Origin of the sequence: Flavobacterium franklandianum, assembly GCF_007097365.1 — a bacterium.
Taxonomy (GTDB): domain Bacteria; phylum Bacteroidota; class Bacteroidia; order Flavobacteriales; family Flavobacteriaceae; genus Flavobacterium; species Flavobacterium franklandianum.
In genome coordinates this window covers 22362-42921 of record NZ_VJZR01000001.1, presented here as the reverse complement: position 1 = coordinate 42921, position 20560 = coordinate 22362, and the positions used below count along the sequence as shown (strand labels likewise).

The window sequence follows — 20560 nt, the reverse complement described above, 5'->3', positions numbered from 1 at the left end:
GGTCTAAAGTTCTTTTTTGACAAGCATGTAATAGTCGTCTTCTAAAACACGATAGCCTTGATCATAAACAAAAAAATAGGTGTTTCCTGTTTTAGTTTCCAAAATATTTGTAAAAAACTCAAAGTCATAACCTTTACTCAACAGTTTTGATTTGGTAGTTTTTCCTTTACCGTCGACATTCAATGCTGATAGAATCCGGTAATTTTTGCGCAATTTGTTGTTTACGTTGCGCATAAAATTGGTGCTGTCTTTGTTTATTTTGTTATTGTAGGCGTTGCGGCAACCATCGCTGCAAAACTTTTTGTCTTCGCGACCCACAATTTTGTCTCCACATTCTAGGCAGGTTTTGTCCATAGTTTTTTGTTTTTAAATTCTATAGTAAATATTGCAAACATTTTTTTAAACCATTAAGAGGCATTTAGAAATTAAGTTTTATGTTTTTCTTGATGAACCTTAATTTCTTGTAACTATCCAGCAGATACTATTTTCAACACATTAATTGACTCCAGCTTTAGCTGGTGGTATGCAATGTTGATGCCCTTTGTGGCTTTAGCCAAAACAGCATAGTTTTTGGCTAAAGCCAATGCTACATTCATTTCCTACTCCTCCAGCTAAAGCTAGAGGCAATTGAAAATTATTGTTATTCTAAATAGTTACAATTTATTAATGATTTGAAATTTATTTTAAATGTTTTCATATAACTCAATAGATTCATTTCTTAAAATTGACCTTTGTGCAACAAGGCTTGTTTTATATGTGCCAAATGATGGTTGCAATGCCAAGCATACACCCCAACAGTTTCCTCTAAATTGGCTATTTTAAGGTTTTCTGGATGAAAAAATTGTCGTTTTAATGCTGTTGAACCAAGACTTTTCAGAATTAAAACCCAACGTGCGTGAACGCCTTCGATGATTTGAATGGAGGGCGAAATGTCGTTAGAATTGCCATCGGCGAGTTCAGCCCAAAGAGCTTCTTCATACGGTTTTATGGTGGGAACATCTTCGGTCAAAGCGAGTTTGAATCGAATTAAACTATTCATATGACTATCGGCACAATGATGCACCACTTGTTTGATGCTCCAGCCTTTTGGACGATAAATCCAATTCAATTCTTCGACAGAAAGGACTGAAGTCAGTGCTTTTATTTTGATTGGAAAATTTTCAATAACAGCAATCCAAGTTTCCAAATCATTTTCGGACACATCATCAATTTTCGGACATTTTCCTGTCGGAAACTTTAGTTTTTCGAGGTCTAAATTGTTTTTCATCACGCTTTATTTACTCTTTTAATTTCATATAAATCGGTTCGACGGTCTTTTAGGATTCGGGCGCTTCCGTGTTCGTGCAACTCTTTCAACAAATCCAAATCAACGTCGACAATCAACGTCATTTCTGTATTGGGTGTTGTTTCTGCCTTTATTCCAGTGCTTGGAAAAGCAAAATCAGATGGTGTGAAAACGGCTGTTTGCGCATATTGAATATCCATATTGTTTACTTTTGGAAGATTTCCAACGCATCCAGCAATGGCGACATAACATTCGTTTTCGATGGCTCGAGCTTGCGAGCAGTGTCTTACTCTGGTGTAACCACTTTGTGTATCGGTCAAAAATGGCACAAATAAAATATTCATTTCTTCATCGGCCAATAGTCTGGAGAGTTCCGGGAATTCAACGTCGTAACAAATCATAATACCAATTTTTCCACAATCGGTGTCGAAAGTTTTAATTTGCGAACCGCCTTTCATTCCCCAATGTAGGACTTCATTTGGGGTAATATGAATTTTATAATACATTTCGGAAGTTCCGTCTCTTTTGCATAGAAAACCAACATTGTACAAAGTGCCATTTTCCATATAAGGCATACTTCCCGAAATGATGTTGATGTTGTAAGAAATGGCAAATTCTTGAAATTTTTTGCGAATTGGGTCTGCGTATTTGGCTAATTCTCTGATGGCATCTGGTTCGGACAAATGATTGTAATCTGCCATCAATGGGGCTATGAACAACTCGGGGAAAACAGCAAAATCACTTTTGTAACCAGAAACGGCGTCAATAAAAAATTCGGCTTGTTCGAATAACGCTTCCAAGTTGGCCAACGGACGCATTTGCCATTGGATTAATCCGAGTCGGATGGTGCTTTTTGGGGTGTTTATCAATACGGGACTTTCGTCATAATATATATTGTTCCATTCCAATAAAACGGCAAATTCTTTGGAATCGACATCACCTTCAAGATAGTTTTTCATAATCCGCATCACGTGAAAATCATTACTCAACTGAAAGGAAAGCACTGGATCGTGCAATTCTTTTCGTTTTACTTTGTCGATATATTTTTTGGGAGTTAGCTTTTTGGAGTGTTCGTTGTAATTTGGAATTCTCCCAGCAAAAACGATGGATTTTAGATTTAGTTTTTCGCACAATTCTTTTCGGGCATCATACAATCGTCTGCCGAGGCGTAAACCTCTATAATCAGGGTTTATGAATACGTCGATTCCGTATAGAATTTCGCCTTTTGGATTATGCGTCGAAAAAGTATAATTTCCAGTTATTTTGGCATAATTAGGATTCTTGTCGACCAAATTTTCATCTAGAATTAAAGATAAAGCAGCACCAACCACTTTTCCGTCTGCCATAACCACTATTTGTCCATCGGGAAACAACTTTAGTAAAATTTCAATGTCTTGTTCTCTCCAGTAGGAATTTTCAAACTCGGGATAAGCCATTTTCATTGATTTCTTCAGCTCCTTGTAGTCTTCAATTTGCAGATTCCGCAATACCACTTTCTTTATTTTAGTTTGCATAACTTTTTGATACTTGGCTTGACAAAACTCTTTGTTTGCAAAATCTATACAGGACAAATGAGTTAGACACTTTTTGATTAATTATTTTCTTGTTTATAGATTTCTATTTTCTCTTTAGAGAGTCTTTTTTGCAACCACAATTTTAGTTTTCGTTTGGACTCATCGGTCAAATTGGTTTTACTATCGTAAATCAAAACAGGACGAACAGAAGCACTGTCTTTATTTTTATTAAAACTGTGATTGGACAGCGATATGTTTTCAATTTCAGGAAAAATAATTTTTATTTCCTCCAGAAGTGCTTTGTTATTATATTTGTTGGAGGCAATTGCATTTTTCAATTGGCTGATTGTAATGTCTTTTGCATCCAAATTAGTTTTTCCCGAATTGATTTGGTCTAATATGTATTTCTTAATATCGGTAGTGTCTTGACTGATATTCAATTTTGTATTTTTAATTTGGTAATAAATTAAGGTCTTGTTGAGCGACTTAATTTCTTCGGCATTGAATTTTTTTCTCAAAAAAGCAAGGTCAATTTTTTTAGGATTGGTTTTTAGATTTATCTTTTTATACAGGATAGTATAGCCTTTGTTTGTAAATTCATTTTCAATAAAGAGATTGATTTTCTGATTCGTTTCTTTTTCTTGAACTAGAATGTAAGCAAAAAATATACTCGGAATCATCATTATCAATGTCAAGGCTGTAATTCCGTATTTTATTTGTTTTTGGCGTTTGGCATTGACTTGTTGTACAGCTGGATATTTCAAATATTTTACAATTAGAAAGGTAGAAATACAAATAAAAACACAGTTGATTATGTATAAAAACAGCGCGCCTAAAAAGAATTTTAAGTTTCCAATAGCCAATCCATATCCTGCAGTACATAGCGGTGGCATTAATGCTGTAGCGATGGCAACTCCAGGAATTGGGTTTCCTTTTTCGACTCTTGTGATGGCAATTACTCCAACTAGTCCCCCAAAAAAAGCAATCAAAACATCATAAATATTTGGGGATGTTCTCGCCAGTAATTCAGATTGGGTTTCTTTAAAAGGACTTAAATAAAAGTAAGTTGTTGAGACTACTAAACTAACGATTGTAGCTATTATAAGGTTTTTTAAAGATTTTTTTACCAATTCAGAATCATACATTCCGAGTCCAAAGCCAGCACCAATGATTGGCCCCATCAATGGAGAAATAAGCATTGCACCAATAATTACGGCTGTCGAATTTACATTCAACCCGATCGAAGCGACTACAATGGCGCAGGCTAATATCCATAAGTTTGAACCTCGAAAAGAGATATTAGATTTTACATTTTCTAAAACTTTTTGTTTGTCTTCTTCTCCAGAATGAAGGTCGGTAAATTTTAATATTTTATAAATCATTCTTTTTAATCGTTTTTATTAAAAATTGTTTGAGTCTTCTAAAAATTAATAATTCTTTAAAAATCAATCAAATATACTAAATAATTTCCATTTACAAACGGTTACAAATAGTTACAACCGAAAGTAAATAGTTATCAACCGAATAAAGTTTTTGAGCTGTCGCATCTTTGCCCTGTTGATTTGAACGAACAATTCAACAAACTATATATAAACAATTTAAATTTTACACGCCATGAATGCAATGAAAAACACAGTACAGTTAATCGGAAACGTAGGGAATGATCCAGAAATCAAAACTTTTGATGGAGGAAAAAAATTAGCCAATTTAACCATCGCTACTAACGATAGTTACAAAAATGACAAAGGAGAAAAAGTAGAACAAACCGAATGGCACAAAGTCGTTGCCTGGGGGAAAACGGCCGACCTTATCGAAAAATATGTGACCAAGGGCCTCCAAATCGGAATCGAAGGAAAATTAACCCACAGAAGTTATGATGATAAAAACGGTGAAAAGAGATACATCACAGAAATAGTTGTGAATGAATTATTACTTTTGGGTAAATAGTTTAACTGAAATTTTTATATAAAAAATGCCCTCTCAATAGGAGGGCATTTGTATTTTTAATTAGGATACTTTTTTCTTTAAATCAAACATTGGACAGTTATCACACCTTTTTTTTTCTCCTTTTTTGTATTTATCACAACAACTAGACTTGCATTTTTCAGCCTTCTTGATTTTGTCAGGACTGTCTTTTTTCTTTTTATTCTTTTTTTCTTTTTCCTTCTCTTTCTTGCTCACCTTGTAAAGAATTATAATCTATACAAATATATGTTATTTTTATTTATTCTAAATAAGGAATGTCATTTTATTAAAAAAAAAGCCCTAAAGAAAAATATAATTCTTTAAGACTTTATAAATTTTATCTAAACTGAAACTATTTTGGAGCAGTAGCACTAGCAGCTACAGCAATTAGCTGAATATCTCTGTCGAATAAATAAAGACCCCCTTTGTCATCGCCAATCAAATTGATTTTGTCCAAAATGGTTTTGGCAGTTGCTTCTTCTTCAATTTGTTCTGCAACATACCATTGCAGGAAATTGTGTGTGGCATAATCTTTTTCTTCAAAAGTGATGTGTACTAATTCATTAATTGAATTTGAAACAAAAAGTTCGTGTTGGTAAAGCGCTTCAAACATTCCTTTAAAAGTTTCGTAAGAAGTGTTTGGGGCAGATAAATCGGTAATTTGAGCGTGACCTCCGCGCTCGTTTACATATTTTATTAATTTTAGCATATGCTGGCGTTCCTCATCTGATTGTGCATACATAAACTTGGCGATTCCTTCCAATCCACTAACTTCTGCCCAGCAAGCCATTGATAGATATATTTGAGAAGACTCAGCCTCAATTCTAATTTGTTTGTTTAAAGCGATTTCTATGTTTTTTGATAGCATAATTATGTAATTTTTAGCAAATTTAATTAAAATAATTCAAAGCAGATGATTGCTTTTAGAAAAGATTTTACTTCTTGGGATTCCTTCGAAATGAATGTTGTTTTATTGGAAAGATTGAAATTTTTGAACCCATATTTGTCAAAAAGTGAATGAATTCAAATTATTGATTCATCAATTCCTGAAAGCAATTCAAAAATTGACTTACGTGAAAACCATCCATCAATCCGTGGTGCGCGTGAATAGAAATTGACATGGTTCTTTTTCCGTCAGTGCCTATTGTCATTTTTCCAAAAGAAATTTTGGGACAACTATCCGGGAAAGTATAACTTCTAGCGTGAGAAAGTGAGGTAAAATTGACCCAAGGAATAGCCGAAAAGTGAATTAAATTATCGTTTGGAAATTCTCTAGTTAAAAGTCCTGATGTGTTTTGAATTCTTTCGATTTCCTTGAAAGTATTGGCAGAAAAAACTTCAAAATCTGGAGAATATTCAATCAATGAAAACCCGAAAGTTTGGTCTTCACGCATTATGGTTGCCGACACGTCAATACTATCGTAAATATAAATGGAATCGTCTACTATTCGATATCGAAAGGATTCAATAGTGTTTACAGCAACGATGGTTTTGTGCAAATAATATACAAAAAAGGAAGTTCTTAATTGTTTGGCAGTAGCATAGGCTTTAGTACAGTCTATTTCGACGGTTAAACCAAAAAAGGGTTCTTCGAATTGTTTGAAAAACAGAAAATGTTCTTTTCTAGGCCAGTTTTCTAAATCTAAAAGGGTTTTCACTATTTTGATAAAATTTGTTTTTTCAAAAGTACAGCAATTCTTTTAATTTTTATAGCAGGAATTTTAAGGATGAGCCAAAAAAAAGCTCTAAAAGAAAATTTCCTTTAGAGCTTTTAAGATATTAAAAAGTAGTTTATTTTATTATGAAAGTAACTTTTCTAACTAATTTTCTAGCGCCTTCGGAAGTTTTATCAACTGAAGTGTCCTCACCGGCAGCAATTACATTCAATCTTGAAGGGTCAATGTTTGCTTTTAACAAAATGTTTTTCACATTGGTAGCTCTTGCATTAGACAATTTGTCGTTATATGATGATCTTCCAACTTCGTCAGAGTGACCAATAATATCAACTGAAGCACTAGGATTGTTCCTTAAATAAGTCAAGATAAAATCAATACCTTCAGTAGAAGTATTATTAGGTTTAGCTACATTAAAATCAAAATAAGTACAAATATAACCATTGTTAATCGTGCTTTTAATCTGGTCATTATAGTTTAAAACTTGAGTGCTATCAGTTTTACTTGCATAATTTTCTGAGACGTAAGTTTCTGTTTTATCAGCAACACCGTTATTGTTTTTATCAATTGATCGTCCTTTAGTATCAACCATTGTACCAGCAGGTGTATCAGCTTCTACGTCTAAATAATTTGCTACGCCATCATTATCTGAGTCAAGCATTCTGTTTTCAACTGCAGTAAATCTATCATTTATTGCGGTAAATCTATCATCATTGTCCATAACCCAGTCAGCATGTTTGGCCTTTTTACCTAAGTAAACTGTTAACCCTACTGTTCCCGTAAAAAGACTTCCGTTGAAACCGTTAATATTATTTCGACTTGCGCCATCAAAAGCAAAACTTTGTTTTGCATTTGTGATTGATGTGAAATCTCCAGTTAAGACAATTCTGTCTGTCAATTTAACTTGACCTGTTACACCTACCATAAAGTTACCCATTCTGTCTTTTACATATGTAGGTTCTTTTCTTTCCAAAAAGGATAAACCAAAACCTGCGTGGGCTAATAAACCAAATGTGTTTGTCCAAGTTTCAAAACTCATTATTCTTCCTAAGTTGGCAACACCTTGTAAATCTGCTCTGTAATATTTTGTATCAAAAGGTATAGATCCTTCTTCTTCAGTAAAACTGTTGTATCCGAAATCTCCTTTTAAACCAAATTTGTTGTTGAACATGTAACGAATACCTAAATCGGCAGTGTAAGGACTAACCACCGTAGTGTAATATCCAGATGTCATAGGTCGTTGCGGTTTATTAAAACCACCAGATAATTCAACAGACCATTGATTAAAATCAATAGCTTTTTCAGCTGGTTCAGTTTGCGCGCTTATAGTGTTTATAGCGAATGCAAAAGCTAATGTAAGTAGTACTTTTTTCATGATTATGAATTTAATTCTTGACAAAAATACATCGTGAATTCCAAAAAAAAAAAAAAAACAGTTAATTATGAAAGTAATTATTATAATTTTATAATTTTTACATGTAAATATATAGTTAAAGTGCTGTTTTTCATAATTTTAAATAAAAATAATTCACACTAATCTAGTTTTTTTAAAACATCGATCATTTTTTCGAAAGTGTAGAAGTTTTTGTGTTCCACTCTATAATCGATTCTTTCGTGTGCCCAAGTGGTATGAAACGGAATATGAACAGCATAACCGCCAATGGCCAAAACAGGTAAAACATCGGATTTTAGCGAGTTGCCAATCATAAAAAAATCTTCGGGTTGAATTTCCAAACGTTTTAACAAATCCGTATAATCTTTTTCCTGTTTGTCAGCCATCACCTCAATGTGGTGAAAATAATGTCCCAACCCTGAATTATGAAGTTTTCTGCGTTGATCCAATAAATCGCCTTTGGTGGCCACAACGAGCTTGTATTTTCCATGCAAAGCGTCTAAAGTTTCTTCAACGCCGTCTAATAATTCAATGGGTTTTTCGAGTAATTCTTTTCCGTATTCGATGATTTTCTCAACGACTTCAACAGGAATAGTATTGTTCGAAATCTTCATCGCTGCCTCAATCATCGACAGCGTGTACGCCTTGATTCCGTAACCGTAAATTTTTAAATTGTCGATTTCTACTTTAAAAAGTTCCTGAGAAATCCCTTGATGCGACAAATAATCGCTCATCAAACCACAGAATTTTTGTTCCGTTTCCTGAAAATAGGGTTCGTTCACGAATAAGGTATCGTCAGCGTCGAAAGCAATTACTTTTAGATTCATTTCTTAATATATTTTACCGCAGATTCACAGATTTTTAATTTAATTTTATTAAAATAATCGGCGAATCTGCGGCGAATTTTCCTTAATTTATAGTCTCTCCATTTCCAACATTATCCGCATCAGGATTCACGAAAACTAATTTCCCTTCGGCGTTATTGGTCATCAAAATCATTCCTTGACTTTCCACGCCACGAAGGTTTCTTGGAGCCAGATTCACTAAAACAGTTACTCGCTTTCCAATAATATCTTCAGGTTTAAAACTCTCCGCAATTCCAGAAACAATGGTGCGAACATCAATTCCAGTATCTACTTTCAAAATCAACAATTTGTTAGCTTTTGGCATTTTCTCTGCTTCCAGAATCGTTCCTACACGCAAATCCATTTTGGCAAAATCATCAAACTGAATTAATTCTTTTTGTGGTTCTGTCATTGCCAGGGACACAGCAATCTCATCCAAATTAGCGGTTTTTGTAGCTTCCAATTTATCTATTTGTTTTTGGATTTCTTCGTCTTCAATTTTGGCGAAAAGTAATTCAGCTTCGCCAATTTGGTGTTCGGCAGGAATTAAATCGGAATTGTCAGCAACTGTTTTCCAATCTATTTTTTCTTCAATTTTTAGTATTCTGGACAATTTCGTAGCGGTAAACGGCAAGAAAGGTTCGCATAGGGAACTCAAAGCCGCCGCAATTTGCAACGCCACATACATTTGGGTTTGAACACGAGCCGGATCAGTTTTTATCATTTTCCAAGGCTCTTCATCGGCCAAATATTTATTTCCTAAACGCGCCACATTCATCAATTCGCTCAAAGCTTCTCTAAACCTATAACGTTCAAGTGAACTCGAAATCACCGCTGGATAGGCTTTTAATTCGGTTAAAGTCGCTTCGTCTACCTCCGAAAGTTCGTTTGGACTTGGAACAATTCCTTCGTAATATTTATTGGTCAACACCACCACACGATTGATGAAATTTCCAAAAATAGCAACTAATTCGTTGTTGTTTCTAGCCTGAAAATCTTTCCAGGTAAAATCGTTATCCTTAGTTTCTGGCGCATTCGATGTCAACGCATAACGCAAAACATCTTGCTGGTTCGGAAATTCTTCCAAATATTCGTGCAACCAAACCGCCCAGTTTTTAGAAGTAGATAATTTGTTTCCTTCTAAATTTAGGAATTCATTGGCAGGAACATTATCTGGCAAAATATAACTTCCTTCCGCTTTTAACATTGCTGGAAATATGATGCAGTGAAAAACAATATTATCTTTTCCTATGAAATGAACCAGTTTCGTATCCTGATCTTTCCAATACGGTTCCCAATCTTTTCCTTCTCTCGCAGCCCATTCTTTTGAAGAAGAAATATAACCAATCGGCGCGTCAAACCAAACATATAATTTTTTTCCTTCGGCACCTTCAACCGGAACATCAATTCCCCAATCGAGGTCACGTGTTACCGCACGAGGTTCTAATCCGCCATCAATCCAGGATTTTACTTGACCGTAAACATTGGGTTTCCAGTCATTTTTATGTCCAACAAGAATCCATTCTTTCAAGAAATCTTCATAACGATCCAAAGGCAAAAACCAGTGTTTCGTCGATTTCAAAATAGGCGTTTCTCCCGTAATGGTCGATTTTGGATTAATTAAATCCGTGGCGTTCAAGGTCGAACCACATTTTTCGCATTGGTCACCATAGGCTTCTTCGTTGCCGCATTTCGGGCAAGTTCCCACCACAAAACGGTCTGCCAAAAATTGATCTGCTTTGGCATCATACAATTGTTCGGTAACTTCCTCGATAAAATCGCCTTTGGCATACAGCGTTTTAAAAAATTCCGAAGCCGTATCGTGATGAATATTGGCCGAAGTTCTGGAATAATTGTCAAACGAAATTCCAAAATCCGAGAATGATTTTCGGATAATTCCATCGTATTTATCGATTACTTCCTGTGGCGTAATGCCTTCTTTTTTGGCTTTCATCGAAATCGCCACGCCGTGCTCGTCGCTTCCGCAAACAAACAAAACGTCTCTTCCCTGCAATCTTAAATATCTGGAATATATATCCGAAGGCACGTAAACACCCGCCAAATGGCCAATGTGAATCGGTCCGTTCGTATAAGGCAATGCCGCTGTAATGGTATATCTTTTTGGATTCTGTAACATAATTCAGTTTAATTTGCTGCAAAAATAAGATTTTTTATGATAGGATACGGACAAGTCCCGACTTGTACGTCCTTGTGTAAAAGAATTTATGTTTTTTAGGAGTTATTTGGCTTCGCTGAATTATAGATGTCTCGCTATTCCTTTTCATCAACGTAATAATGTAAGTAAGACCAATGATTATGTAACATTCTACGAGATTCGTACCGTTAATTTTGTCCGTATTAATTTAAAATAATGAAAACGTGAAAACGAAAAGCATAATAATTGCCTCAGCATTAAGCATCGGATTATTTACAGTATCTTGTAATAGTAATGAAAATGATGGAAATACAATAGCTCCTATAATAGGGAAATGGGGTATTGTCAAAGTAGGTACCAATATTAATGGTGAAGATACATTGAGTGATCCACCGCAAAACACAAGAGGTTGTGACCACGATTTTATTAATCTAAAAATTGGTAATTCATTAACATCGGGAGATTATAGTTCGCTTGTAAGCCCTTGTGTACTAACAACCAAGTCAGTACTTATTCCAAATAAGGCAATAAATTAACAACTGTATTAAATGGTACAACTACAACTTATGATATAGTTAATCTTACGCTTTCTGAATTAAAATTGAAAGAGTCCAATGGTGCTGTTTCAGTGTATATTAGATAATTCATTTATACAGCGATAGATTATAAATCATAGTGAGATGTTGTATATAACGGAAATAACTTTTAAAGTTGTTTCCGTTTTTTTGTGGATAGAATTTTTTTAGGAATAAATATTTGTGTTTTATTCTTATTTGAAATAATTTTCAAATTCAGTAGGCATTTTGTTAATTTGTTTTATTTTGATGTCTTTATAGTAAACTTCACCAGCTTCACTTTGTAATTGTATTTTTCCTTCGATTAAAGGTCGAAAATTTTCACCATCAAAATAACGGGAATTTTGCAAAACCATCACGACTTTACCGTTGACAATGTGAAGACTTTTTCCTTCATAACAAACCAACTCCATTTCTGTCCAGCCGTTAGGTGTTTCAGCATTCATTTTTCGCAAACAAAATCCTGAATTTTCAGTATTTGCTCCAAACGGAATAAATTCCTGACTTTCATCTGCCACAGCATTCATTGTACCTTCTGGAATATAAGATTTTATATCAATTGCTGAGTTAGCAATATTCCAGTAATCACCAAAATGACCTTCCATTATTTGGAACTCTTGCGACAACATCCAAGCACGCCAGTAATCTACTCCCGCTTTTCCTTGCGAGTGATAGAGTAAACCCGCATCCATAAGTTTATCTGTTCTTGGTTCCCATTTTTTAGTTCCAAATTTGACTTGTAATTTCAATCGGTAGTTTTTGTAATTTTCTTTGGTAAAAACACAACCATAATATTCTCCAGAAACCTTAAGTACTGGTTCGTTGTTTTCCTGAATCACCGTAAACATATTGTTTACATTTTTATTGTAGCCAACAGGTTGTATTTCGTTTCCATTAATATCAGTCGGAATTTTTCCAGAATATCCGTTCTTGTGCTTGTAACTGAGATACATTTCCCATTTGCTGAGATTGTTGTCTAGTAATTTTATCCAGCTTTCTTCTTTAGGCGGGTTTGAGTTTTTAGTTACAGAAGTTAAACTAAAAAGAACGGCAAGTGCTATTAGTATGAAGTATTTTTTCATTTAGTTAGTTGGTTTTTTGGATAATCTTTTCAAATCTACAAAAAAATACATTAGCATGTTTATCCTTAATAATTGAAAATAAGATTTAGTAGAGCTATAGGCTTGGTTTATTTGGAATGAATGCGTTTTAATCTCTATAGATTTAATTCCTCGAACTACAACTTCGTTTTTTCTTTTTTTGCCACAGATTTACAGATTTCCACAAGAGTTTTGTTTGTGGAAATTTGTGGATTTTGTGTTTAACTTTATTAATACCACGTGGGCTCTGACCTAAGGCAGTTTAATTCGCCCTACTTTTAATTGGAAAGCAGTATATTTGCAAAGGGAATTATTCAAGATTATATATTATGCCAAAAGGACCTGAAAAAAACACTAAAAACAAGGCTTTGCACACCAAATTGCTAAATCGGAAAAACTCCAAATTGCAAGAAGAAAAAAAAGAAAAAGCAGCACGATTAAAAGCTTTAGTAACCAAAATGAATCAGCTAAAGAATAATGACCAACCAATAGAGCCGTAGGCTCGGCAAATATTGTAGGGATGGATTTTAATCCATCCAAAATTTAATGATTTATTAAAAAAGTGCCGTAGGTACGGATAATTTTCACAACCTTTGACCTCTAAAAACTAAAAACAATATGAGCAAGACAAAACTAATAATCAATAAAAACGGATCGATTAAAATTGAAGGTGATTTTGAAATAATGGATCAAGATGGTGTAGTTTATGGCCTAGAGGGAAGAACCGCATTGGGTCTTTGTCGTTGTGGATTATCATCCAACAAGCCATTTTGTGACGGTTCACATCGTAATAATTTCGAATGTGATTCAAAAGCATTTGATTTGCCACCAATGAAAACAAAATAAATAAATCGTTTTCCAACTTACAATTTCAAAGCTACATTTTCATCGATGTGGCTTTTTTATTTCCTCAAAACCTTTGTAAAATTTCGTTTCTGTTTTTATTTAACGGAAATTTGCCCAATATTTAAAACTTAAAATATGGAATTCGGTAGAATACTAGTTTCGGAAACAGCTTTCAATAGTGAAAATCTTCAAGACGTGATTCACTCCAATATTTCGGTAATCAACTTAATGCGGGAGGAAAAAATCGATGACGAATTCATTCACGAAGATGCCTTGATGAGTTATTATTTAGACTATTATTATTCGCAATATGTTGCGGGAAACTTTGCTCAATTTGTACATTCTTCGGGTTGGAATGCCGAACTGAACGAATTAATTGAAGAAGGTTTGGCATTGATTGGCGCCGAAAAGCACTTGGAGTTATTCCAACAGCAATCCAAAAAAGTAAAACTAATGAGCAGCGTGAAGCTCAATAAATTCCTGAAAGGGAAATTAGAAGGCGTAAATCCTACTCGAGACTTGCTCAACACCGACACTTTTTTCGAAATAGATGAAAATCTGGTTGCTTTAAACGCTAATTTTCTAAAATCACACCCCGATTTCGAAGCGCTTTCCGTCGATGAAATGTTCGCCACTTTAGAAGAATTTGTGGGTCACGAGATTAAAAGAGAGTAAAACTTTTTTTTAAACACATAGAAACATAGTTTTTAGTTTCTTAAAAAAGTCATTTCATTTTTCATAGTTAAGTATAGCTATGTGTAAATGAAATGCTATCAAACTCTTTTCAGTCATAAATTTTCTATGAATCTATGTGTTTAAAAAAAACTGAATACGTTTCAATTTGGATATTCTGATTTTCATCAAAACTTTGTCTTATAAGTATCAAACATTTCCTTAAATTTGCTACCAAATATTATAAAATTTAGCGTTAAAAAAATCAAGCTATGTTACAAATTGCATTTATTAGAGAGAATCAGGAGAAAGTAATCACCGCTTTGGCAAAAAGAAATATGGATGCCACAAGTGTTGTTGAAGAAGTTGTAAAACTAGACGAAAATCGTCGTGCTGCACAAGTAGAATTAGACAATACCTTAGCTGAATCTAATAAATTATCCAAAGATATTGGCGAATTGATGAAAGCGGGCGAAAAATCAAAAGCTGCTATTCTCAAAGAAAAAACAGTTTTGTTGAAAGAAAAAAGCAAAGCGTTGGCCGAAACTGCCGATCAATTGGCTGCCGATTTGTTGGAAAAACTATATACTTTACCCAATCTACCCGCCGATATTGTTCCAGAAGGAAAAACGCCAGAGGACAATTTGAATGTTTTCGAAGAAGGCGCAATTCCTGTTTTGCACGAAGGAGCGCAACCACATTGGGACTTGGTAAAAAAATACGACATCATCGATTTTGAATTAGGGAACAAAATTACTGGTGCAGGATTTCCGGTTTACAAAGGAAAAGGAGCCAAGTTGCAACGTGCCTTAATCAATTATTTCTTGGATAAAAATACCGCTGCTGGTTACAATGAAGTTCAGGTTCCGCATATGGTCAACGAAGCTTCGGCTTATGGAACGGGACAATTGCCAGACAAAGAAGGGCAAATGTACCACGATAAAACCGATGATTTGTACTTGATTCCAACAGCAGAAGTTCCAGTAACGAACTTGTTTCGTGACGTGATTTTGAACGAAAACGAATTACCAATTTTAACTACAGCTTACACGCCTTGTTTCCGTCGTGAAGCAGGTTCTTATGGTGCTCACGTTCGTGGTTTGAATCGTTTGCACCAATTTGACAAAGTAGAAATCGTGCGAGTGGAACATCCTGATAAATCGTATGAAGCTTTGGAAGGAATGGTCGAACACGTAAAAAATATTCTTCAAGAATTGAAATTACCATATAGAATATTGCGTCTTTGTGGTGGCGATATGAGTTTCACATCGGCTTTGACCTATGATTTCGAAGTGTATTCTACTGCGCAAGAGCGTTGGTTAGAAATCAGTTCGGTTTCTAATTTTGAGACTTTTCAAGCGAATCGTTTGAAATTGCGTTTCAAAGACAAAGATGGAAAAAACCAATTGGCTCACACGCTTAACGGAAGTTCATTGGCTTTGCCAAGGGTTTTGGCTGGAATTTTGGAAAATTATCAAACAGCAGAAGGAATTGTGATTCCTGAGGTTTTGCGAAGTTATTGCGGGTTTGATATAATAAATTAGTGGTCAGTATTCAGTGGTCAGTGATCAGTTTTTTGAATAAATAATTAAGTGTTCAGTATACAGTGATAAGTTTGTTGGAAGTAATAATAAGTGAATGGAAGATAATTGTTTTCGAAATTAAACAAAGCACTAAAAAACTACCCCTGAATACTGACCACTGAATACTGAATACTGAACACTTTTTGAAATGAAATACTTTTTTATAAATATCGCCCTGTTTTTTTCATTGGTTTGTTTCTCGCAAAACGAGCAATTGGCTCAGTATTATTTTGAGAAAGGTGATTTCGAAAAAGCAAAAATCAGTTTTGAAGAATTATTAAAAACTACTCCACAAAACTACCTGTATTTCACTAGAATCGTTGACTGTTACCAGCAATTGCAAGACTTCGCCGCTTCGGAAAAATTGATAAAAGAGCGGCTTGACAAATACAAACAAGGCAGTCTTTTGGTCGAATTGGGTTATAATTTCCAGTTGCAAAAGAACGAGGCTTCCGCCAAAAAGTACTATGACGAGGCAATAGAAAGAATCAAGAAAAATCCAAACGAAGTGTATGGAATTGCCAATTCTTTCGAGAGAAAAGTATTGTTGGCTTATGCCTTGAAATCCTATCAAACAGCAACAACTTTAGAACCCAAGTATAATTTCAATTATCAAATAGCCTTGCTTTATGGACAATTGGGCAATACTGAAATGATGATTTCTACCTTTCTGGATGAAGCTTTTGCCAACCCTCAAAATACGATACAAATCCAAAATCAATTGGCCCGTTTTATGGTCGAAGAAGGCGATGAAAAGTTCAACGAAACCTTGCGAAAAGCATTGATTACAAGAGCGCAGAAAAATCAGGATGTTTTTTGGAACGAATATTTGAGTTGGTATTATGTCCAGCAAAAAGAGTTTGGAAAAGCCTTTGTCCAGGAAAAAGCAGTGTACAAACGCAATCCCGAATCGCTTTCCAGTATCGTCAATTTGGGGCAACTCGCCATTGAGGAGGACGATGCCGAAGCAGCTAAAGAAATTTTAGGGTTTGTTTTGGAAAACACCAAAGATTTGGAGTTGCTTATCCAAGCCAATTCCTATTTGATGGAAATGAAAATAGATAAGGCACAAGAAAAAGATTTTGCTGCCATTGATTCCGAATTGAAGGGTTTGCTCAAGGAATATGAAATAAGTCCAATTAGCTTATCTTTGCAACTGATTCAGGCGCATTTCGTGGCTTTTAATTTGAAAAAACCAGAGGAAGCCAAAGCCATAATCAAGAAAACGCTCGAATTGCAATTGAACGATTATGAAGCGGCTGATGCCAAAATGGAGTTGGCTGATATATTGCTTTTCGAAGAAAAATTCAATCAAGCATTGATTTATTATTCGCAAATTGAAGAGAATTTAAAGAACGACGAAGTAGCTCACGAAGCGAGTTTGAAGGCAGCCAAAACGAGTTATTTTCAAGGGGATTTTGTATGGGCTTTGAAACAGTTCAAGGAATTAAAATCGGCGAGCACGCAATTAATTGCCAACGATGCTTTGGAATATTTCCTTTTAATCAATGACAATACAGTAGCCGATTCGACGCAAACGGCTTTGAAACAGTTTGCCAAAGGAGATTATCTTTTGTATCAAAACAGGAATCCCGAAGCGATTGCGCAGTTTCAGGCAATTTTGAAAAGTTTCAAAGGACAGCAAATTGTAACCGTGACGCTATTGCGTTTGGGGAAAATTTACGAAAAACAAGGCGAATACAATTTGGCTTTAAGCCAATATCAAAATATTATCGACAACCACGCGGATGGAATTTATATTGACGAAGCCTTATATTTTTCTGCTGATATTTATAACAATAAGTTACAAGATCACGAGAAAGCAAAGCCGCTTTATGAGAAAATAATTTTCAGTCATCAAGACAGTATTTATTTTGTTGATGCTCGAAAGGAATACCGACAATTGCGGGGAGATAAGAATCTTTAAAAAATGTTTAATCGGTTAACTGTTTATTTGTTTAACCGAATTAACGATTAACCGATTAAACAAATAACCAAATCAACAGTAAAAATGATAATTTACAACGTTACCACCAATATACACGAAAGCGTTCAAGATCAATGGATGATTTGGATGCAACACAAACACATTCCTGAAATGTTGGCGACGGGAAAATTCTCTTCGGCCAAAATGGCTCGCGTTTTAATTGAAGAAGAAATGGGAGGAACCACTTATTCGGTCCAATACACGACGGATTGCAAGGAAACTTTACAAAAATATTATCTGGAAGATGCGCCAGCGTTGCGTGAAGAAGGAATAAAATTATTTGGAGACAAAATGCTTTCTTTCAGAACGGAATTGGAGTTGATTTCGGAGCATTAAAAAAGTGTTTAGTTTTCAGTCGCAGTGTTTAGATGGGAATAAAAAACCAATTTTATCTATGAATTATGAATAATAAAAATTTTTCGGATTACGACATTTCATTGCGAGGTCAATTGTTTGTTAATTTGCCTGTGACAGTTATTATTATTATTACAGCATTTGGGTTAAGTATGTTTTTTGATGTGAATTTTAAAATTGCATTACTTGTTGGAATGGTTTTGGGTTGGATCTATTGGAGTTTTTCTGTTAAAAGATGGATTCAATGGGCTACTAAAAATGATGTAGATATTGATAGATTAGTTAAAATTGGAAAAAGAGGACTGTTAGTTTGGAGTAAAAATACAGTTGAAACGGTAACCAAACACAATAAAACACCCTTTATATAAAAAACCTTTGCGCCTTCGTGTCTTTGCGGTAAAAAACCCTTGCGCCTTTGCGGTAAAATAAATAATATGGAAAAAGTAAAAGCCAAAAAACACCTCGGACAACATTTCTTAAAAGACGAAAGCGTAGCGAAAAACATCGCTGACACATTGAATCTCGAAGGTTATGATGATATATTAGAAATTGGACCAGGAATGGGCGTTTTGACCAAGTATTTGTTGGAAAAACCTATCAATACCTATGTTATCGAAATCGACACCGAATCGGTGGAATATCTTGATGCCAATTATCCAAAGTTACACGGGAAAATTATCTCCAAGGATTTCTTGAAATACGATGTCAACGAAGTTTTCGAAGGAAAACAGTTTGCTATTATTGGTAATTTTCCATACAATATTTCGACGCAAATTGTATTTAAAACATTAGAACTTCGCGACCAAATTCCGGAATTCGCAGGAATGTTCCAAAAAGAAGTTGCCGAACGCATTTGCGAGAAAAAAGGAAGCAAGACTTATGGTATTCTTTCCGTTTTGGCACAAGCTTTTTATGATGCCGAATATTTATTTACGGTTGATGAACACGTTTTTATTCCGCCACCAAAGGTCAAATCGGGCGTTTTGCGTTTGCGTAGAAAAGAAGATTACAGTTTGCCTTGTGGCGAAAAGTTGTTTTTTAGGGTCGTAAAAACCGCTTTCCAGCAACGCAGAAAAACCTTGAGAAATAGTTTAAAAACACTAAATTTGTCCGATGGTTTAAGAGAAAACGAAGTTTTTAACCTACGTCCGGAACAACTTAGCGTAGAACAATTTATCGAATTGACCCAAAAAATAGAAGCCGATGGAGTTTAAAATCAGCAAAGGATTTTTTAAAGAATTAAAAAAATTCATCAAGGGCAAAAACAAAAAGGAATTGGAAGTTTTGCTCAATGATATGCACCATGCTGATATTGCTGAAATTCTCGAAAAGCTTAGTTTCAAAAGTGCTATTTATCTTTTTAAGGTATTAGATTCTGAAAAAACAGCCGAAATTCTGCTAGAACTGGATGAAGATTTACGGGAAAAAATACTAAACCGCCTTTCGCCAAAAGAAATTGCAGAAGAACTTGATGAACTAGAAACAAATGACGCCGCCGATATTATTGCAGAGCTTTCTTCATTAAAAAAAGATCAAGTAATTTCTGAACTTCAAGACGAAGAACACGCCAAAGACATTGTCGATTTGTTGCGTTATCCTGAGAATACCGCTGGTGGATTAATGCACAAAGAATTGGTTAAGGTTAATGAAAACTGGAATGTTTTTATTTGTATCAAGCAAATGAGAATCCAAGCCGAAAACATCTCCAGAGTGCATTCTATTTATGTGGTTGATGATGAGGATATGTTATTAGGACGATTGTCGCTCAAAGATTTGTTAACCACTTCGTCAAAAACACCTATTAGTGAAGTTTATATCAAGAAATTAAACTCCGTAATTGTCGATACAGAAGATGTTGAGGTGGCTCGTATTATGCAAAAATACGACTTAGAAGCCATTCCAGTTACGGACGAAATGGGTCGGTTGGTGGGTCGAATTACCATCGATGACATCGTCGACGTAATCAAGGACGAAGCAACCGAGGATTACCAATTAGCTGCCGGTATCTCGCAAGATGTTGAAGCCGATGACAGTATTTTGGAATTGACAAAAGCCCGTTTGCCTTGGTTGGTGTTGGCGCTGTTGGGAGGTTTTGTATCTGTAAAAGTCCTCGGATTATTTGGAGGGGCAATGACCAATCACGGAAATTTATTCTTTTTCACGCCACTAATTGCTGCGATGGCAGGAAATGTGGGCGTACAATCTTCGGCAATTATTGTGCAGGGTTTGGCAAACGATACTTTGAGCGGTTCCTTATTCAACCGATTGATAAAAGAAGTTTCCTTGAGTTTGTTGAATGGAGTAATTCTGGCCACCATTTTGTTTTTGGGAAGCCATTTTCTACTGAACGTAGAAATTATTATAGGAATTATTGTTACTATAGCTTTGATTTCGGTAATTATTATAGCATCGCTCATCGGGACATTTGTTCCTATATTATTGGATAAATTCGGAATTGACCCCGCACTCGCAACGGGGCCGTTTATCACGACCAGCAATGATATTTGCGGAATTCTCATTTATTTTACAATAGCAAGATTGATTTTAGGATTTTAATTAAAAAGAAATAAAAACAAATTTAAAACTAACACCTTCCCATATCGGCTCCCTCTC

21 protein-coding genes are annotated in these 20560 nt (G+C 34.9%); 11 read left to right on the top strand and 10 right to left on the bottom strand.

The annotated features are described in order from the left end of the window. Window positions 1-3: 3 nt before the first annotated feature. The 4 genes from FNW17_RS00195 to FNW17_RS00180 form a co-directional block, all read right to left on the bottom strand. A complete protein-coding gene (locus tag FNW17_RS00195) occupies window positions 4-354 on the bottom strand; it encodes a hypothetical protein (RefSeq protein WP_144070597.1) in 351 nt (116 codons plus the stop codon). A 364-nt stretch (window positions 355-718) separates the two neighbouring features. Then, on the bottom strand, window positions 719-1267 hold the full coding sequence (locus FNW17_RS00190; protein ID WP_143390498.1) for a YfiT family bacillithiol transferase: 549 nt from the start codon (window positions 1265-1267) through the stop codon (window positions 719-721). Continuing rightward, a complete protein-coding gene (locus FNW17_RS00185; protein WP_143390499.1) occupies window positions 1267-2799 on the bottom strand; it encodes a carbon-nitrogen hydrolase family protein in 1533 nt (510 codons plus the stop codon). The genes FNW17_RS00190 and FNW17_RS00185 overlap by 1 nt, the downstream gene beginning before the upstream one ends. A gap of 77 nt (window positions 2800-2876) precedes the next feature. Next, the gene (locus FNW17_RS00180) at window positions 2877-4181 is read right to left on the bottom strand and encodes a TIGR00341 family protein (protein WP_185964803.1); all 1305 of its coding nucleotides are present in this window, start codon (window positions 4179-4181) and stop codon (window positions 2877-2879) included. A 232-nt stretch (window positions 4182-4413) separates the two neighbouring features. Between FNW17_RS00180 and FNW17_RS00175 the strand changes: the two genes are divergently transcribed. Beyond that, entirely contained in the window at window positions 4414-4746 is a 333-nt protein-coding gene (locus FNW17_RS00175) for a single-stranded DNA-binding protein (RefSeq protein WP_126563066.1), read from the top strand. A gap of 370 nt (window positions 4747-5116) precedes the next feature. Here FNW17_RS00175 and FNW17_RS00170 read toward each other — a convergent pair whose 3' ends face one another. The 5 genes from FNW17_RS00170 to metG all read right to left on the bottom strand — a co-directional run bounded on the left by FNW17_RS00170 (window position 5117) and on the right by metG (window position 10812). Further along, window positions 5117-5632, bottom strand: a complete 516-nt coding sequence (locus FNW17_RS00170) for a ferritin (protein WP_143389101.1) — start codon at window positions 5630-5632, stop codon at window positions 5117-5119. Between the two features lie 160 nt (window positions 5633-5792). Next, window positions 5793-6422 (bottom strand): chloramphenicol acetyltransferase, encoded by a 630-nt coding sequence (locus FNW17_RS00165; RefSeq protein WP_143389102.1) that lies wholly within the window; start codon window positions 6420-6422, stop codon window positions 5793-5795. A 133-nt stretch (window positions 6423-6555) separates the two neighbouring features. Next, complete coding sequence (locus FNW17_RS00160) at window positions 6556-7812, bottom strand: OmpA family protein (RefSeq protein WP_144070596.1); 1257 nt, start codon at window positions 7810-7812, stop codon at window positions 6556-6558. A 158-nt stretch (window positions 7813-7970) separates the two neighbouring features. Then, window positions 7971-8657: an HAD family hydrolase gene (locus tag FNW17_RS00155; protein WP_144070595.1), complete on the bottom strand. Its 687-nt coding sequence runs from the start codon at window positions 8655-8657 to the stop codon at window positions 7971-7973. Window positions 8658-8739: 82 nt separating this feature from the next. Continuing rightward, the gene (metG, locus tag FNW17_RS00150; RefSeq protein WP_143389105.1) at window positions 8740-10812 is read right to left on the bottom strand and encodes a methionine--tRNA ligase; all 2073 of its coding nucleotides are present in this window, start codon (window positions 10810-10812) and stop codon (window positions 8740-8742) included. A gap of 242 nt (window positions 10813-11054) precedes the next feature. Between metG and FNW17_RS00145 the strand changes: the two genes are divergently transcribed. Next, window positions 11055-11366, top strand: coding sequence for a hypothetical protein (locus FNW17_RS00145; protein ID WP_143389106.1), 312 nt, complete (start codon window positions 11055-11057; stop codon window positions 11364-11366). 233 nt (window positions 11367-11599) lie between these two features. Here FNW17_RS00145 and FNW17_RS00140 read toward each other — a convergent pair whose 3' ends face one another. Next, a complete protein-coding gene (locus FNW17_RS00140) occupies window positions 11600-12487 on the bottom strand; it encodes a 3-keto-disaccharide hydrolase (RefSeq protein ID WP_144070594.1) in 888 nt (295 codons plus the stop codon). A gap of 347 nt (window positions 12488-12834) precedes the next feature. Here FNW17_RS00140 and FNW17_RS16205 point away from each other — a divergent pair, with 347 nt between their 5' ends. From FNW17_RS16205 to mgtE, 9 genes are all read left to right on the top strand, one after another. Continuing rightward, window positions 12835-13005, top strand: a complete 171-nt coding sequence (locus tag FNW17_RS16205) for a hypothetical protein (protein WP_185964749.1) — start codon at window positions 12835-12837, stop codon at window positions 13003-13005. Window positions 13006-13123: 118 nt separating this feature from the next. Next, window positions 13124-13351, top strand: coding sequence for a CDGSH iron-sulfur domain-containing protein (locus FNW17_RS00135; protein WP_143389108.1), 228 nt, complete (start codon window positions 13124-13126; stop codon window positions 13349-13351). A gap of 135 nt (window positions 13352-13486) precedes the next feature. Next, window positions 13487-14026 carry a DMP19 family protein gene (locus FNW17_RS00130; RefSeq protein ID WP_143389109.1) on the top strand — a complete coding sequence of 180 codons (540 nt, stop codon included), beginning with the start codon at window positions 13487-13489 and terminating at the stop codon, window positions 14024-14026. A gap of 269 nt (window positions 14027-14295) precedes the next feature. After that, window positions 14296-15567: a serine--tRNA ligase gene (gene serS / locus FNW17_RS00125; RefSeq protein ID WP_143389110.1), complete on the top strand. Its 1272-nt coding sequence runs from the start codon at window positions 14296-14298 to the stop codon at window positions 15565-15567. Window positions 15568-15754: 187 nt separating this feature from the next. Further along, entirely contained in the window at window positions 15755-17533 is a 1779-nt protein-coding gene (locus tag FNW17_RS00120) for a tetratricopeptide repeat protein (RefSeq protein ID WP_144070593.1), read from the top strand. Between the two features lie 84 nt (window positions 17534-17617). Next, complete coding sequence (locus FNW17_RS00115) at window positions 17618-17929, top strand: DUF4286 family protein (RefSeq protein WP_143389112.1); 312 nt, start codon at window positions 17618-17620, stop codon at window positions 17927-17929. Window positions 17930-17994: 65 nt separating this feature from the next. Continuing rightward, window positions 17995-18315, top strand: a complete 321-nt coding sequence (locus FNW17_RS00110; RefSeq protein ID WP_144070592.1) for a hypothetical protein — start codon at window positions 17995-17997, stop codon at window positions 18313-18315. Between the two features lie 66 nt (window positions 18316-18381). After that, window positions 18382-19161, top strand: a complete 780-nt coding sequence (gene rsmA, locus FNW17_RS00105) for a 16S rRNA (adenine(1518)-N(6)/adenine(1519)-N(6))-dimethyltransferase RsmA (RefSeq protein ID WP_143389114.1) — start codon at window positions 18382-18384, stop codon at window positions 19159-19161. After that, window positions 19151-20503, top strand: coding sequence for a magnesium transporter (gene mgtE / locus FNW17_RS00100; RefSeq protein ID WP_143389115.1), 1353 nt, complete (start codon window positions 19151-19153; stop codon window positions 20501-20503). Before rsmA ends, mgtE begins: the two co-directional genes overlap by 11 nt. Window positions 20504-20560 lie beyond the last annotated feature (57 nt).